The 15,182-nt window shown below is 71.3% G+C and carries 18 protein-coding genes; all 18 read right to left on the bottom strand.

Going from position 1 to position 15,182, the window contains the following annotated elements:
• Positions 1 to 127: 127 nt before the first annotated feature.
• The 18 genes from ACFWN1_RS05900 to ACFWN1_RS05815 all read right to left on the bottom strand — a co-directional run bounded on the left by ACFWN1_RS05900 (position 128) and on the right by ACFWN1_RS05815 (position 15,090).
• Positions 128 to 430, bottom strand: a complete 303-nt coding sequence (locus ACFWN1_RS05900; RefSeq protein ID WP_384358631.1) for a hypothetical protein — start codon at positions 428 to 430, stop codon at positions 128 to 130.
• Complete coding sequence (locus tag ACFWN1_RS05895) at positions 427 to 660, bottom strand: hypothetical protein (protein ID WP_384358629.1); 234 nt, start codon at positions 658 to 660, stop codon at positions 427 to 429. Before ACFWN1_RS05895 ends, ACFWN1_RS05900 begins: the two co-directional genes overlap by 4 nt.
• The gene (locus tag ACFWN1_RS05890) at positions 623 to 964 is read right to left on the bottom strand and encodes a hypothetical protein (RefSeq protein ID WP_384358627.1); all 342 of its coding nucleotides are present in this window, start codon (positions 962 to 964) and stop codon (positions 623 to 625) included. Before ACFWN1_RS05890 ends, ACFWN1_RS05895 begins: the two co-directional genes overlap by 38 nt.
• A 13-nt stretch (positions 965 to 977) precedes the next feature.
• Positions 978 to 1,199, bottom strand: a complete 222-nt coding sequence (locus ACFWN1_RS05885; RefSeq protein WP_384358625.1) for a hypothetical protein — start codon at positions 1,197 to 1,199, stop codon at positions 978 to 980.
• A gap of 2 nt (positions 1,200 to 1,201) precedes the next feature.
• Positions 1,202 to 1,945, bottom strand: a complete 744-nt coding sequence (locus ACFWN1_RS05880; protein WP_384358623.1) for an N-acetylmuramoyl-L-alanine amidase — start codon at positions 1,943 to 1,945, stop codon at positions 1,202 to 1,204.
• Positions 1,946 to 2,011: 66 nt separating this feature from the next.
• A complete protein-coding gene (locus tag ACFWN1_RS05875) occupies positions 2,012 to 2,425 on the bottom strand; it encodes a hypothetical protein (RefSeq protein ID WP_384358621.1) in 414 nt (137 codons plus the stop codon).
• A 9-nt stretch (positions 2,426 to 2,434) separates the two neighbouring features.
• On the bottom strand, positions 2,435 to 6,208 hold the full coding sequence (locus ACFWN1_RS05870; RefSeq protein ID WP_384358619.1) for a hypothetical protein: 3,774 nt from the start codon (positions 6,206 to 6,208) through the stop codon (positions 2,435 to 2,437).
• A 17-nt stretch (positions 6,209 to 6,225) separates the two neighbouring features.
• Positions 6,226 to 9,297 (bottom strand): phage tail tape measure protein, encoded by a 3,072-nt coding sequence (locus tag ACFWN1_RS05865; protein ID WP_384358617.1) that lies wholly within the window; start codon positions 9,295 to 9,297, stop codon positions 6,226 to 6,228.
• A gap of 183 nt (positions 9,298 to 9,480) precedes the next feature.
• Positions 9,481 to 9,891 (bottom strand): hypothetical protein, encoded by a 411-nt coding sequence (locus tag ACFWN1_RS05860; protein WP_384358615.1) that lies wholly within the window; start codon positions 9,889 to 9,891, stop codon positions 9,481 to 9,483.
• Positions 9,892 to 9,899: 8 nt separating this feature from the next.
• On the bottom strand, positions 9,900 to 10,409 hold the full coding sequence (locus tag ACFWN1_RS05855; RefSeq protein ID WP_384358613.1) for a hypothetical protein: 510 nt from the start codon (positions 10,407 to 10,409) through the stop codon (positions 9,900 to 9,902).
• A complete protein-coding gene (locus tag ACFWN1_RS05850) occupies positions 10,409 to 10,819 on the bottom strand; it encodes a hypothetical protein (protein WP_384358611.1) in 411 nt (136 codons plus the stop codon). The genes ACFWN1_RS05855 and ACFWN1_RS05850 overlap by 1 nt, the downstream gene beginning before the upstream one ends.
• Positions 10,820 to 10,887: 68 nt before the next feature.
• Complete coding sequence (locus ACFWN1_RS05845; RefSeq protein WP_384358609.1) at positions 10,888 to 11,625, bottom strand: hypothetical protein; 738 nt, start codon at positions 11,623 to 11,625, stop codon at positions 10,888 to 10,890.
• A gap of 1 nt (position 11,626) precedes the next feature.
• Positions 11,627 to 11,893, bottom strand: a complete 267-nt coding sequence (locus ACFWN1_RS05840; RefSeq protein ID WP_384358607.1) for a hypothetical protein — start codon at positions 11,891 to 11,893, stop codon at positions 11,627 to 11,629.
• The gene (locus tag ACFWN1_RS05835; RefSeq protein WP_384358605.1) at positions 11,893 to 12,342 is read right to left on the bottom strand and encodes a hypothetical protein; all 450 of its coding nucleotides are present in this window, start codon (positions 12,340 to 12,342) and stop codon (positions 11,893 to 11,895) included. Before ACFWN1_RS05835 ends, ACFWN1_RS05840 begins: the two co-directional genes overlap by 1 nt.
• A 13-nt stretch (positions 12,343 to 12,355) precedes the next feature.
• Positions 12,356 to 12,937 (bottom strand): phage gp6-like head-tail connector protein, encoded by a 582-nt coding sequence (locus ACFWN1_RS05830; RefSeq protein WP_384358603.1) that lies wholly within the window; start codon positions 12,935 to 12,937, stop codon positions 12,356 to 12,358.
• A gap of 6 nt (positions 12,938 to 12,943) precedes the next feature.
• A complete protein-coding gene (locus ACFWN1_RS05825) occupies positions 12,944 to 13,231 on the bottom strand; it encodes a hypothetical protein (protein ID WP_384358601.1) in 288 nt (95 codons plus the stop codon).
• A gap of 16 nt (positions 13,232 to 13,247) precedes the next feature.
• Positions 13,248 to 13,601, bottom strand: coding sequence for a hypothetical protein (locus ACFWN1_RS05820; RefSeq protein WP_384358599.1), 354 nt, complete (start codon positions 13,599 to 13,601; stop codon positions 13,248 to 13,250).
• Positions 13,602 to 13,662: 61 nt separating this feature from the next.
• The gene (locus tag ACFWN1_RS05815) at positions 13,663 to 15,090 is read right to left on the bottom strand and encodes a phage major capsid protein (RefSeq protein ID WP_384358597.1); all 1,428 of its coding nucleotides are present in this window, start codon (positions 15,088 to 15,090) and stop codon (positions 13,663 to 13,665) included.
• Between the last annotated feature and the right edge of the window lie 92 nt (positions 15,091 to 15,182).

Below are 15,182 nucleotides of genomic sequence, written 5' to 3'. Positions count from 1 at the left end.
CGCACCCGCACCAGCCACTTCGCAGCACTTCGCCCCGTCGAGCATGAGCTCGACGGGGCGAAATAGGACCAGCTCCCGAATAAACCAACAGCGTCTCCCGGAGGAGAGCGGGGGCCGCAGTCGTCGGTCAGTTGTGTCGCTGCGCGCGGATCATCGTGCGGGTGGCCTGGATCAGGAGCCCGCCCACGGTGAGCAGCAGGCCGGACCGGATCATCCGCAGCACGGTGGCGGCGGTACCGTCTATGCCGACGGCGGTGATGACCACTGTGTAGCTGGCGAGCAGTCCGATCGTGGCGGCGAGCGCCATCACGAACCAGCCCACCCCGGACCCGCGCCAGGGCGCGAGCCGGTGGTAGGTCACGATGAAGACCAGCGCGCACAGGGCGACGAAGGCGCTGACGACGGTGTTCACCCACTGGCCCAGGTTCATTGGGCCTCCCCTCCCAGGACTGTCGTGCGGATCAGGTCCGCGAAGTGGTTCCGCTCCCGGATGGCACGCAGGTCGGCCGCGACCTCGTCCACGGCGGGGCGCCGGTCGGCCGCCACCTGGCGGGCAGCGTGCGCACGGGCCAGGGCCGCTGTCGCCGCGCGTTGCCCCTCGGACTCCGCCGGCCGGGCCCGCTCATGACGGTGGCCCAGCAGGCGCCTGATCCAGCGCATCCGCGGTCACCTCCCCGGCGGCCTGCGGGAGCGCCTTGTAGAAGTGGCCGGCGGTCCGGGCCAGCTCAAGCAGCTCGCCCGCCTGGTCCTGTGCCTCCCGGCGTGCCTCCTCCGAGACCCGGTGGGCTTCGCGCCAGGTGGCCTTCTCGTCGCGCTCAGCCGTGATCTGCGCGTCCTTGTCGGCGCGCACGTCATCGAGCTGCCGGCGGGTGACGAGTCGTCCGGTGAGCACCATGAGGACGATCAGTCCGACGAGGGCCGCGGCGCCCAGGTCGGATGGTCTGAATCCGAGCAGGTCAGCCATCGGCCCTCCTTCGTCAGGCGCTCGCCGGGTCCGCGCTGGCCGGGAGCGTGGACGCGGTGCCCTTGCGGCCGACGTGCTTGGCCACCCATGCCTTCGCGGACGCGGCGAGCAGCGCGGCCGGGGCCGCCCACCAGACTGGCAGGTCGCCGAGTTCCACGATGGTCAGGCCGAGTGCGGCCTCGGCGCCGGTCCAGCCGGCGCGCTCGGCGAGGTCCAGGATGAACTTGCTGTCCATGGTCAGCCCTTCTTCTCCAGCGCGGTGAGGCGCTTCTCGATGTCGGTCAGCCGCTGCTCGGTGGTGCGCGGCGGTGTGGGGGTGGGCGGGGCCGGGGGCTTCGCGGGGGTGAGCGTCCAGGTGCCGGGCTTCGCGGCGAGCGCGGCCTTGATGTAGCCGCGCAGGGTGGGCATGGCGACTGCGGGCCCGGCGGGGTCGGACTTCCAGTCGGACCACTCCTTGTGGCCGATCACCGACTTCGCCCCCCACTTGTGCGCCCGGCACAGGGCGGTGCCGGCGCGGACCATGGCCTGCACCTGTGCGGCGGGCCACGGGTCTTTGCCGTCGCCGAGGTTGACGCACTCGAAGCCGTAGAAGTGCGGGTTGCCGTCGACGGCGCCCGCGCTGCCCTGATGCTGATGCGTGGCGGGCGGCCGGACGGCGTAGTTCTCGGCGACGACGGCGGCGAGCACGGCGGGGTCGCCGCCTCCGGCGTGGTTGGCGCGGCCGGAGCTGACGAGCCAGACCTCGCCCTTCTTGTCGATGACGCCGTGGCAGAGCGGGCCGGGCAGGTCGGTGTTGCCGTTGTAGCAGTAGTCGACCATGCCGGAGACCCCGGCGGTGTGGTGCATCATCACGCCGTTCAGCGGGCCCCAGGCGCCGTGCCCGGCGCGGCTGTGGGTGCGCCAGGACTTCACCTCGTGAACGGTGAGCCCTTCGGCGCGGAGGGCTGCGAGTATCTGCGCGGCGGTCAGGGGTGGCGCCATGTGGACTCCAGACATGAAGGAAGCCCCGGCCGTCTGGCGCGGGGCGGGGGTGGTGGGGGTGGTGGGTCAGGACGCCGGGAGGGTGCCGGTGGCGGACTTGATCTCGAAGCCGTCGAGGCGGATCGAGGTCACCGACCCGGCCTGTCCGGTGATCGCCCAGTTCCCGGCTGTGCTGAGGTAGACGCGGAACGTGCCGGTCTGCCCGAAACCTGCGGCCGCCCAGTTCCGTTCGTATGCCTGCTGGTAGGCGGTCGAGAAGGTGAAGAAGGTGTACGCGGCCGTGGTGACGCCGCTGAAGTTGATGATCCCTTTGAACTCGCGGACCAGCTCGTCGCGGACGTAGGAATCACGGACCATGGGCTGGGCGGGTCCGTCGCTCGCCCCACCTTGGTAGGCGCCCACCGAGGTCAGCGGCACCCATGGGGTCGCGTCCTGCATCCGGCTGGCGGTGATCGTCATGCCGGGCTGCCACAGGGTCATCAGATCCTCCTAGAGCGCGACCCAGGCCGTGTGGGCCAGCCGCAGGTCAGCGCCCAGGTTCTGGGCTTTGACGATCCCGTTGACCGCACGGGTGACGGTGAATTTCTGAAGGTTGAGCAGCGCGACGTCGTCGTAGAAGGCGACGACCGGCAGGGTGTTGGTGTTGGCGGAGCTGAGGATCGTCCGGACTCCGATCGACCCGGCGGCCGTCAGCGACGTGTCCGTGGCGACGACGTGCCACGCGCTGGCCGGCTCCGGGTCGGACGCCCGCCACGCCCGCGCCCGCAGGGTGGAGCCCTGCACCTGGAACCGCATCCGCCAGGGCGTGTTCGCGGCGTGCGCGCCGGCCATCGTGGCTGACGCCAGGTCGGTCTGTCCGGCGGCAATGCGCCGCTGGAGTACGAGCGTGACGGTCTGATCGGTGTTGAAGGCGAGCCGGGCGTAGTACAGGTTGTTCACGTCTGCGGCTCGGGCCACGAGCCCGACGTAGTGCGGTCCGCCCGCGGCGAGCACGCTGGTGGACGCGCTCACCACCAGGTCGACGTCGGCCATCGGTGACGCCAGCAGCGCCCAACGCGAGATGTTGATGCTGGCCTGGGAGTGGCGCCCGGTGCCGCTGGCGACGCTGTGGTCGCTGGCGCTGCCGCCGGACGTCGTCCACGTCTCGCCGGAGTCGGTAGTCCCCCAGCTGCTGCTCAGCGTGCGGCCGAAGGTGTCGGTCACGGCGGGCACGACGGCGGTGACCCGCATCCGCTCGCCGGCCGCCTGGACCTCGAACGGGAAGTCTGCGGGGTAGGCGGCGGAGGTGATCCAGGGCGGGCCGGTGTTGGTGGCGACGGTCAGGGTGGTGGCGGCGCTGGTGACGGCGGCGGCGAGGCTGGATCCGTCGGTGTCCACGCGGGTCGGGGCGCGGTGGAAGGCGAGGTCGTCAAGGTGTGCGCAGTCCTCGCCGGCCGCGCCGGAGTTGTCCTTGGTGTAGCGGAAGGTCACGGTGTTCGCGCCGGTCACGTCGAGGGTGGTGTACGTCCAGCCGATGGTGCCCTGCGCGCGCAGCGCCTGGACGCCGTCGACCAGGACCAGGAGCCGGTCGCCCTCGAAGCCGGTCCCGGCGGTTTCGCTGCTGACCCAGTACCAGAACGAGCAGACGGTCGCGCCGGGCGGCACGGTGGCGGTGGCGTCCGAGGTCTGGTTGTTGCTGATCGTGCCGGAGCGCAGGGACCAGGAGCCGTTCTGGGCGCGGGTCTGGCTGCGTGCCCAGGGCTGGTTGCCGCCGGCGGTGAGGGGGATGTCGTAGACGGTGTCCTCGAAGTCCTCGAGAATGGCGGTCTCGGCGATCGTCCACGGGCTGGCGGGTGTGCAGTTCAGCGAGAGGTTCCAGTCGTTGGGGTGGCCGATGCTCTCGCTGTAGCCCTGCACGATGAGGTCGATCGGTCCGGGCGGCAGCCAGGGCGGGGGGTTGAGGATGCGGATGCGGTCGCCGGAGTCGAGCGCGGTCACCTTGTCGACCAGGGACGGGGCGGCGGCGAGGTCGATGTTGACGACCGGGTAGCGGGCCTCGTCCACGGTGCGCAGCAGCAGCCTCCATCCGGCCTGCTGGAGGGCCTGGTCGTCGGTGTACAGGTTGAGGGTGACCGCCTCGTCGTACACGCCGACCCCGTTTGGCGGGGCCTGCGTGGACAGGGTGCCAGTGTCCAGGGTGACGCGCGCGGACGCGCCGCCTTCCCGGGTGACGGTGATGTCGTTGCGGACGGGCTGGTCGTCGTCCAGGGGCTCCAGCGGCGGGGCGACGTGGCCGGGCGTGTTGTAGTCCAGGACGAGGGCGGGCGTCTGGTTGTACATGGACGCGCGGTCGCGGTAGACGAGGCCGAGCCGGTCGCGGCGCTCGTAGAGGATTCCGCCGTCGACGTCGGCGGCTTCCTCCAGCAGGTTCAGCAGGGTGTCCGGCTTCTGCGGGCCGAGGGGTTCCTCGGTGTTGGTCTGGCCGTAAACGGTGAGGGGGATGGTCTCTTCGCCGGAGAGCCGGATCATGCGGCTGCCGGCGGTCTCGCCGCTGTAGGCGTCGTCGGCGCGGTCGAAGGTCGTGACGCCGGGTGTGGTCGCGGTGGTGCCGCCGATGTCCCAGGCCGCCAGGTGTCCGATCGCCGTGGACTGGAAGGCGGCGGCCCAGGTGTTGCGGACGCCGGTGAGGGTGCCGGGCGTGCCCGTGTAGCTGGTGGAGGAGGTGCGCCAGGCGTTGGTGATGACGTCCCGCCAGCTCACGCTGACGGTGGTGGTGGAGCCGGAGACCGAGGAGAACACTTGCAGCCGGTTCCACACGCCGGCGAACGCGGCGGTCGCCGCGGCGTCGGTGTAGAGGAAGAAGGCGAGCACGGTGCCGTCGCCGTCCAGGCACTGCACGCGGACCCCGTTGACGGAGACCCGGCACGCGACTTGCGCGACGCCTCCGGTGCCCGGTGCGAGGGTCAGGGTCAGCATGGTCTGTTCGGTGGCCGGCAGGGTCGGCAGCCGGTACACCATCTCGACGTGCCAGCCGCCGGGCTTGGCGCCGGTCACCCGGCCGTCCATGGATGCCGATGACCCGAGGGAGGGCAGCGGGCCGGAGCCGGGCGGGTAGGCGTCACCGCCGAACGTCATCCCTGAGACGCGCAGCGGCCGCCCGCCGCTGATACCTGAGGACGCCTGGCTGGAGGATGCGCCGTCCTCCAGCGGCCAGTACGCGAGCGGGGACCCGGAGGGCAGGCGGCGGCGCAGCGTGGACTCCAGCGGCTTGGCGCCCTGGCCGTAGCGGCGCAGCACGCCGGCCGCCTCGACGGGCACCCGGATGTCCTTGCCGGAGACGTCCCAGCGCGACGGCCAGCTGGAGACCTCACCGGTGAAGCGGACACGCCGGCTGGAGATCACGGCCGTGCCGTTCACGGTCCAGGCGCGGCCGGCGCTGTCGGTGAAGGCGGAGGTGCCGGTGCTCTGCGCGGTGAAGTCGGGGGCGGCGACCAGGGGGCCGTCGATGCCGTTGCGGACCTCGGCCCGGTAGCAGCGGCCGGTCACGGCCTGCCGGGGCGGTGTGGCGAGGTCGAGCTGCTGCGGGGCGATGGTGAGGGGCGCCGTGCTGACGAAGACGGTGCTGGGCGTGCCGATCGTGTAGGCGCCGATCTCGGTCCAGGGACCGGCCAGTGAGGCGGCGGTGTACAGGCGGATGGTGATGCCGCCGGCGCCGTTGTCGACGTCGACGGTTCCCCGGACCGCGGCGCGCGCGGGCAGTGCCGGCAGGACCCTGCCGGCGGAGTAGCCGGTGGTGCCGTCGGTGGAGAAGTGCATCCACAACTGGCCGGTCTGCAAGCGCAGGTGGTAGGAGCGGTTCCCGGCCGCGCCCCACTTGCCGATGAGCATCTGCGCGCCCGCGGAGTTCCAGTCGGCCTCTCCCTCCCAGCGCACATCGAGGTCACCGGTCAGGTTCAGGGCGGCGGCGCTGGGTGTCGAGGCGTTGTTGACGGCGGTGCCGTCCAGGTCCAGGTAGGAGGTGGGGCCGGGCACGCTCACCCGCAGCGGGGTGTTGCGCCCGATGAGCCCGTACAGCGGGGAGCGGGGGTTGCGCGGGGAGTACCTGCCCGAGCGGTTGTTGATCTCCAGCTTGCAGCTGCCGGGGTCGGTGCGCGGCGCCTCGTCGGGGCGGCCCCGCTCGATGGAGATGGCGTTGGCGGTGTAGACGTCGGGGGTGATGTCCGTCCACACCCCGCCGATCTGGAGGTCGATGCGGGTGTCCAGCGGGGTCTGCGGGAACGCCACGAGCCGCCCCCTTCCTGTCAGTTGTCGGTGAGGATCTGCACGCGGCCCCGGCCGTCGACCCGGACCATCCGGCGGAACATCCGCTTCATCTCGCCGTCCGCGCCGGTGAAGTCGATCCGGACGCGGACCAGGCCGCCGCTCTGGGCGCCCATCTGCGGTGCCATTCCGGTGGCGGTGAGCGGCCTGCCCGCCGCGGGCTGTTCGGGCTTGACCAGCGCGTGCATCGCGGCGTCGAGCTGGGGTGTGGTCTGGGCCATGCCGCGCACGATGCCGGGCGGGATGAACCGGCCGACGGTGTCGGCCATCAGCCGCGACGGCGACCGGATGCCCAGCGCCTTCTTGATGGCCCGCTGCATGCCCTGGGCGATGGACAGCATCTGCCGTTCGATGGCGGCCTGTTCCTTCTTCAGGCCGCGCACGATGCCCTGCGCGGCCTGGATCCCCGCCCCGTACATCGCGTTCCCGGCGACGTTCCCGGCCTGCCCGGCGGCGGTGACCAGCTGGCCCTGGGTGGCGTTGATCTGGGAGACGGTCCGCTTGTCCGCGAGGGCCATGGCGGTGGCCGCCGAGGAGCCCTGCTCGACGCCGGCCTGCGCGATCTCGGCGATCAGGTCGGACCTGACGCCCTTTTTCCTCAGCGTCATCAGGTTGCGGGCGAATTCCTTGGCACGGGCGACCTTGTCCTGGAGGTTGGCCAGGATGGTGGACCCGGTGACCGGTCCCTCGCCGGAGACCGCCGTGATGTTCGCCGAGTCCAGCACGCCCTTGCGGACGTCGGCGGCCAGCGCGTCCCGCTTCTTCAGCAGGTCGGCGAGGTCCTTGTTCGTGGCCTTCAGCCGGGCGGCGACTGCCGCCTCCCGGGTGGCCAGCCGCATGAGCTGGCTCGTGCCGGTGTGGATGGTGTTCAGCGCGCGGGACTTCCTGGCGCCGCGCCGCATCGAGTCAGACACGATGTCGGACAGCTTCGTCGCGGCGGACCGTACCTGCGGCCCTGATCCGGTCAGGCCCTCGATCAGGCCGCGGGCGATCCACCGGCCCTGAGCCGTCGTCACCTTGGAGGGTGACGCGATACCGAGGGCCTTGGCGATGGGGCCGGGAATGACCGAGCGGGCCCAGCCCATGATCCGGCCCCGGATCCAGCCGCCCATCGCGGAGATACCGGACCAGAGTCCCTGGACCACCGCGCGGCCCTTGGACACGAGCAGGGAGTTCATGCCGACGATCCCGGCGTTGATCCGGCCGGGCAGCCCGCGCACCCACGCCACCAGTGCCAGCGCCCGGCTGATGGCCGCCGACGCCATCCGGGAGAAGAAGGCGGCGACCATGCCGGGCAGCCGTCCCAGCCAGGAGACCGCGGCGAGGATGCCGGCGACCGCGACCTTGACCTTGGCCCAGACCCAGTTCCACGCGATGAGCGTGTACCGCTTGATCAGGTCCCACTTGGCGACGATGACGACGACGAGCAGGATGATGATGGCGATGACCCAGCCGATCGGGCCCATGGCGATCAGCCACTGGGCGGCCATGACCGCGGCCCACGCCACCGCGCGCAGCGCCATCATCGTGAACTGGACGGCGGCGACCGCTCCCGCCCGCAGGATGCCCAGGATCCAGATGCCGATCGACAGCAGCGCGGTACCGGTCCAGGCGGCGGCGGTGATCGCGGCCCACAGGCCCGCCCGCAGCGCCATCAGGGCGTACTGGGCGACGGCGACCGTCGCGGCCCGCAGGACGGAGAGAATCCAGGTGCCCATCGCGGCGAGCGCCGACCCGGTCCAGGACGCCGCGGTGGTGGCCGCCGAGACGACGGCCGCGCCGGCGATCCGCGCGTAGGCCATCAGGCCGACGGCGTTCATGCGGATCCAGCCGCCGATGACGCTCCAGGTCGAGGCCGTCATCAGGGCATGCGCGCCGGTGACGATCGCGGACACGGCGGCGTAGGCGGCCATCGCCCCGCGCACCACCATCACGGTGACGGCCAGGGCGGTCAGTGTGTAGAGCAGCGGGGTGAAGACCTGCTGGTTGTCCATGGCGAACTGGGCGAAGGAGCCGCCCACGTCAGTCACGGTGGACATGGCCTTGCGCTTGAACTCCTCCAGCGCGGTGGCTCCGTTGTCGCGCAGGGTGTCCCCGCTGCGCTTGGCCGCCCCGCCGAAGCCGTCCATGCTGCCGGAAGCGCCCTTCAGCGAGGTGAGGAAGGCGGGAATGTCCTTGACGTTCAGGTCTTCCAGCGGCGTCCCGAACAGGGCGATGGCGGCCTGGGCCTGCTTGCTGGGGTCCTTGATGCCCAGCAGCCCGCTGATGATCTTCTGGGTGGCGCCCTGTGCCCGCGAGCCGCCGGCCAGGATGTCGTTCGACATGCTGCGGGCGTCCAGTCCGACCGCCTTGTAGGCGGCCTGCGACGACGTCGACATGTCGGTGGAGCGGATCGTGAATTCCTTGATCGCGTCTCCGGCCTTGTCGATGCCGAACGTGCCCTTCTTGCTGGCGTCGACCAGCAGGGAGAACGCCTGCTCGCCGGAGTAGCCCAGGGTGTTGAAGAACTGGGAGTACTCGTCGGAGGCGTCCAGGACGTCCTCGCGCAGCTGCGCGGGCACCTTCTGCGAGGCGGCCGTGATCAGGTCGAACGCCTGCGTCGAGTTCTTCGCCAGCCCGGAGTTGATGAGGGTGCCCGCGCTCTGTACCGCCCGGTCGACCTCGATGTCGAAGGTCTTGGCGAAGTTGAGCGCGGCCTGCGTCGCCGTCTGGAGGTCCGCGCTGGAAGCGCTCGACATGCCCTTGATGGAGGACATCACCGAGCCGACCGCCGCGTTGACCTCGTCCATCGAGTCGCCATACGCGTGGGCGTACAGCTGGCCGGCGGCCTTCCCGATCCGGCCGGACTCCGCCTCGGTCAGCCCGAGCTGGGCGGCCAGCTTGGACTGCGCCTCCTGCACACTGAAGGAGTTCATGATGCCGGCGCCGAGCGCGGCTCCGACCCCGGCGGAGATCCCTTCGGCCGCGCTGGAGAACTTCTCCTTGACCTGGTTCAGGGTCTGCCCGGTGCGGTCGCGGGCCACCAGGTTGAAGACGAGCGAGGTATCGCTCACAGGCGTCCACCCCCCTTACTGCGGGGGGCGTCGGCTAGCCCCGGTCGAGTTTGTCTCTGGCCCTCTGCTGGGCTTCCTCGTAGGCGTCCAGCCAGTCGAGGAGGAGGTCGGTCTCCTCGGTGGTGCAGTGGTCCCAGTCGCGGGGGTGCATGCCGAGGAGGTGCGCGGCGTCGCCGAGGCGGCTCAGTCGGCGATCGGCGGCAGGGCTTTTCCCTCGTCCTCCGGGTCGTCGTAGGCGTCGGCGATCTCCGCCTCCAGCTTCTCCAGGACGGCCGCGCGCTCGTCGCCGGTGAAGTTCTCCGCGATGCCCTCGCGCATCTGGATCAACTCCGCCTTGGTGTACTCCAGCTTCAGCTCGTCCCAGGCGAAGTCGACGTCGTCCCACTTCACGCCCGGATGGTCGCGCTTGAGGAACGCGTACAGCAGCGAGCGCCGGCACAGGCTGCTGCCCTGGACGACGTCCTTGGTGAACTCGCTCCAGGTCCGGCCCGTGCGCCGCTCGATGGCCTCCCGTTCGGCCGACATGATCTTGCGCGGGTTGTAGCGCCAGCGCTGCGGCTCCTCGGAGCCCTCCGGGCTGTAGACCAGGTACATCGCTCTCCCTATCCGGCCCGGTCGGCGATACGCCGGGCCATGTTCTCCATGGCCGCCTCGACAGCGGCCCTGTAGTGGCCCTCGCGTCCGGCGAAGGCGTGATCGAACCAGTCGATCTTTCCGTGCTGCTGGATCCAGACCTCGCGGTTGCCCCACACCGGGTGCCGCCAGCCGCCCGCCCGGTTGGTGCGCTTGGGCGCGTTGGGGAAGCCGCGCAGGTTCTTCGTCTTGAACGCCTTGACGCGGGCGCCGGACCAGCGGCCGCCGAGCTTCACCTCGGGCCGGATACGGCGGGCGATGGAGGAACGCAGGGCGGGCGCGGTCGGCAGGCCCGCCGACGACATCGCCATGATGCCGCTCCTGGCCTCGGCGGCCGCGGGCCTCAGGACGTCGCGCAGGTTCCGCGCGAGTTCCTTGCGCAGCTGCCTGCCGTCGGCCTCGCGGCGGATCGCGGCGGTCAGCGCGGCGAGCCCCTCATGGGTTTCTACGCCGAGCCGGAACGGCGGGCCGTCGGCCATCAGGTGGTGGCGCGGGCCACAGCGCCCGAGGTGGGGAAGGTCAGACCGACGGTGGCCTCGTCGCCGACCGAGCCCTCGATCGGGTTCCAGCCCTTGATCAGGATGTTGCCGGTGAACTTCGGGTTCGTGGCGGACACGGCGCCCTGGTCGGCGCGGACTTCGAACGGCACGACGGTGCCGAGCAGCGGCCACATGATCGCGTCGAGCTGCGAGGCGGCGAAGTCCTGGAAGAAGTCGCAGGCGAGTTCGCCGGACTTCAGGCCGCCGAGGACTTCCTTCCACCCGGCGGAGGCGAAGGTGGTGACGTCCTTGTCCTCGACCTCGACCGACACCTCGGCCTTCTTGGTGGAGGAGTTCAGGACGTTCCCGTTGATGCTGAGGTACTGGGCGAGCAGGACCATCTTGGCCATGAGGATTCCCTTCCAGGGCGTGGGTGCGGCCCTGGTCCGGGCCGGGCGGAGACGGACGAGCGCTGCGGCTACTGGATGCCGAGCGCGGCGACGAACAGGAACGACGGCGTGGTCCCGGAGATCGTCCAGGCGATCCGCCACCAGGAGTCGGTGACGGCCGTACCGGCGGTGCGCAGGATCTGCCCGCCTGGGGCGGCGGCCGGGTTGAACGTCAGCCGGGTCGTGGGCGCGGCGAAGGTGTTGTCGACGCTGGACTCCACGCGCGCGGTCAGGCTCGGTGTCGTGCCGGACGCCGATAGCACGTGCAGTGCGGCGTGCAGACGGCGGCCGGCGGCGACGGCCCCGATCTGGATGCCGGTGCCCGCGCCGGTGGCGGTACGGGCGAGGCCCGGCGGGTGGGCGAACTGCCCGCGCACCAGCGGCCAGGACGACTTGGCGGTCCCGGACCAGGGGGCGACCTCACCGACCTCGTCACCCAGCTTGTAGTCCGAGCGCAGCGCCGACGTGAAGTAGGCCAGATCCCCCACGGCCGCGCCGTTGTTGGCGCTGACGGACCAGGGGCCGACACCGCCGAGCGTGGCCCAGGACGCGTCATCGACACGGGTCGGGTCGCCCGCCTCCCACTGGCCCTCGGCGGAGATCTCGGCGGAGGCCAGCCCGCCCAGGACTTCCTTCCATCCCTGGCTGGCGTAGTTGGTGGAGTCCTTGTCCTCGACCTCCGAGGACAGCTCGACCTTGTTGCTCTGGCTGGTCAGGTCCACACCGACCGCGAAGGTGCGCACGTTGGTCAGGACTGTCTTGCCCACGTCACCCCTCCTCGTCCGGCTCGGCGCTCCTGCGGCGCCGGGCCCGCTGCTCCGGCACCTCAGCCACCGTGGCGTGCTCCGGGTCCGGGTCGGGCTCGGGCACCGGGCCGTCCTGGTCGTCGGGGTCGTCCACTTCCTCGGCGATACCGGAGGCGACGAAGTGCGCGCCGTCGGCCGCCGGCACGACGAAGGTCTCGCCCTGGGCGGGCCAGGGCTCGCCGTTGCGCGCCGCCCCCTCGGGCATGACGACCAGCATGCGGATCCTCATCAACTGCTCCCTTCTCCGATGACCTTGATGGACAGCTCGGCGCCGACGTAGGTCGCGCCGGCGTGCTCGTACCAGCGGTAGCCCTGCACCCGCATCACGTGCAGGTCGTGGGCCAGCCCCCCGAGCGCGTACTCGCCGGGCGCCCCGCGGGCCACCTCGATGGCCTGCTTCAGCGAGGCCGGGCCCGACCCGGACAGCATGCTGTCCAGGAGGCGCTGGGAGGGGCGGTCGTCGGCGCGGGCCACCAGCACCCGGCAGGTGAAGGTGAGTTCGTCCAGGCCGCGGCCCATCGCCTTGTCGAAGTCCTGCTCGTACTCGGCGACGAAGAAGTGCGGGGCGAGGATCGAGTCCGGCACGTAGCCGGAGCAGGTCAGCTTGCTCATGCCGTCCGGGAGGACGACCGCATGGGCGGCGTCGGCGAGCGCGTCCCGCACTGCGGAGATCTGCACGGGGTGTCTCCTCTCAGCCGAAGCCCGGCAGGATGAACGGTTCGATCAGCGCCCACACGTCCGGGTCCCGGCGGGACAGGTTGCGCACGCCCCACTCGGCCGACCCGACGATCCCCTCGGGGCTGTCCTTGCGCTTGTACAGGCGCTGGGCCTGGATGAGCGACGCCTCGGTGATGTCCTCCGGGACGGCGGGCCAGCCCCAGCGTGCGGTGACCCGGATCCGGTCAGGCCACAGCCCGGCGCGCAGCAGGCCGGTGACCGGACGGCCGTCAGCCTGCGCGTTGTCGGGCTGAGTCTCCCAGTCGTGCAGAGCCGTCCACGAGCCGGGCGCCCCGGCGTCCACGGTCATGCCGGCGGTGTCGCCGATGTCCTCGACCAGTAGCAGGTCGCCATCCGCCCGGCACGCCACCCGGCCGGCGGTGCGGACCGTGCGGGCCACGGCGATCGCGTCCAGCCAGAAGCGACGGCCGGTGGCCCGTTCGATGTACCGCGAGGCGGCCGCGAGCGCGCTGGTCAGATCCTCATCCCGGCTGGTGTCCGAAGGCTCGGAGCCGATCCGTTTGCGCAGCGTGGCCAGAGTTCCATACGTCGCCACCGGGCATCACTGCACAGGCGGCACGGCAGACGGCTGCGCGGCCGGCTTCTTCGCGGCTGGCTTCTTCACCGCGGCCTGGACGTCGGACGCCGGGGCCGGGCTGCCCGGGTCGGCGGTCTGCTGCTGCGGTGCGGCGGTACGCCCCTGCGGGCCGTCGTCCTCGCGCGGGCCCGGGTCGTAGCCGTAGTGGCGCAGCGAGGCGTCCACCTGCTCCACCCGGTCCTCGGCGCCCAGCGCCACGTAGTTGGCCCGCTCCCGCTTCAGCGCGGCGATCATGTTCTCGTCTCGTGCCATCGTGCTGTTCCTCCTGCTACTCGGGGCGGATCCAGACGGCCGCCCGGTACGTGACGCTCGGCGTGGTGCCGGCGACGGTGGACGTGACGCGGACGTAGCTCTTGCTCACGGCCGCGTAGACGACGCGGTTGCCCGCGCCGGCCAGCTGGACGATCCCGCTGCCGGGCACCGCCGTCCACGTGGCGCCGTCGGCGGACTCCTCCAGCGAGGCGTCCAGCGTGGGCGTGGTCCCGGTCGCGGCGGTGCAGTGCACGGACAGCAGCACGTCGGCCGCCGCGCCCGCCGCCGCGACGGGTCCGCTGATGTAGGTGCCGGCCGCCCGCGCCGCCGAGGGCAGCGCGACGTCGGCCGTGACGTTCCTGAGCCCCATGGCTCACTCCTTCCGGGGTGCTGAGCAGCGGGGCCCGACCCGGGCCGGGCCCCGCACGGGGTCAGAACTGGGGCTGGGCCATGCCCGTGCCGCTGACCTTCTGCATGCCGTTGGTGTACCGGCCGAAGGTGTAGGCGAAGTAGGAGTACGCGACCAGCAGCACACCCAGCGACGCGGCCTTGGCCTGCTCGGCGCGGATGAACATCGGCGCGTTGGCGTCCTCCCACAGGTGGCACTCGTCCTTGGGCACCACGTACAGCTCGTCCTCGTTGGTGCCGCCACCGAGGTTCGTGGGGACGTTGTTGTCCACGATGACCTCCAGCCCGCAGGGCAGGACACCGCGCGGTCCGGAGTTGTAGGAGCTGGCGGCGTTCGCCTGGCCGGCGGCCTGGACCGGCAGGTTGGACCAGTTGATCATCGGCCAGACGGAGGCCATCTGGCTGGACAGCCAGTACCAGCGCCGCGAGTGCATGACCGCGTGGGACGGGCGGCCCATCGCCAGCAGGGCCTGCTCGACGCCGGCCGCCGCCCCGAGGATCTTCGGGTACAGCTCGGCGCCGGTCGGCGTGGCGTCGGTGTAGGCGGTGGCCTGGGAGATCGCCGACAGGCCGGTGACGGACTGGTTGATCAGGGTGGAGTCCAGCACGGTGGCGACCCGGTTGAACAGGTCCTGCATCGTGACGTCCTCGATGCCCGTGCCGCGGTCGATGGCCTGCCGGGACACGGTCTGCTGCCCGGCCGCGGTCTGCACCGGGACGGTGAGCAGGGTGTCGTCCATGTCCTGCTCGGCCACGGCCGTGTTCTCCGCCGCCTGGAGTCCGGCGCTGGTCGGCGTGGTGATGCGGGAGATGTTCACCGCCATGCCGGACTCCGGCAGGTCGTGCCGGTTGCAGGCGTCCGCGAAGGGGCGCAGGTTCGCGGTCGCCGGGGCGTACATGTCGGTCAGGTACTGCGGCACGGTCAGGCCCGCGAACGCGCCGGTGCCGACGGCCCGCTGAAGGTACTCGGCCCGCTCCACCCGCTCCTCACGCATGTGCTGCGCCAAGCGGTGGGACGCCTCCACGTCCTGGTACAGGAACTGGCGGGAGACGTCCATGAGGAAGCTCTTGCCGTTCGGGTCCAGGTCCCTGCGGTAGGTCCGCTCCTCCTGGCCGACGCGAGCGACCTGGTCGTAGGCGGGCTTGCGCTGCGCGGCCGGAGTGGCGCGCTGTTCCTTCTGCTTCGCCTCGCGCTCCTGCTCCTCGACCTTCAGCTTGTTCGTCGTCGCCAGCTTGTTCTCGATGCCGGCGATGTCGTTGCGGGCCTGGTCGCGGGCCGCGAACAGCTCGGCGACGCGGGTGTCCTCCTCGGCCGTGAGGTTGGAACGGCCGTCCTGCTGCGCCTTGTCCAGGATGAGCTGGACCTCGGCGCCGCACTTCTTCAGCCGCTTCTGCGCGGCCTCCAGCTCGACCTCGATCGAGGCAATCAGGTCGTCGATGGTTCCGGGCATGGGTGTGTCCCTTCGTGCAGATGAGAGGTGGTGGGTGCAGCAACAGCGGGGCCACGGCCCACCCGGGTCATCTGCCGGGCGGCACAGGGCGG

The sequence above is a fragment of the Streptomyces sp. NPDC058459 genome (assembly GCF_042721685.1).
Lineage (GTDB): Bacteria > Actinomycetota > Actinomycetes > Streptomycetales > Streptomycetaceae > Streptomyces.
The sequence above is the reverse complement of the archived record's forward strand: the minus strand, read 5'-3'. Positions and strand labels throughout refer to the sequence as shown.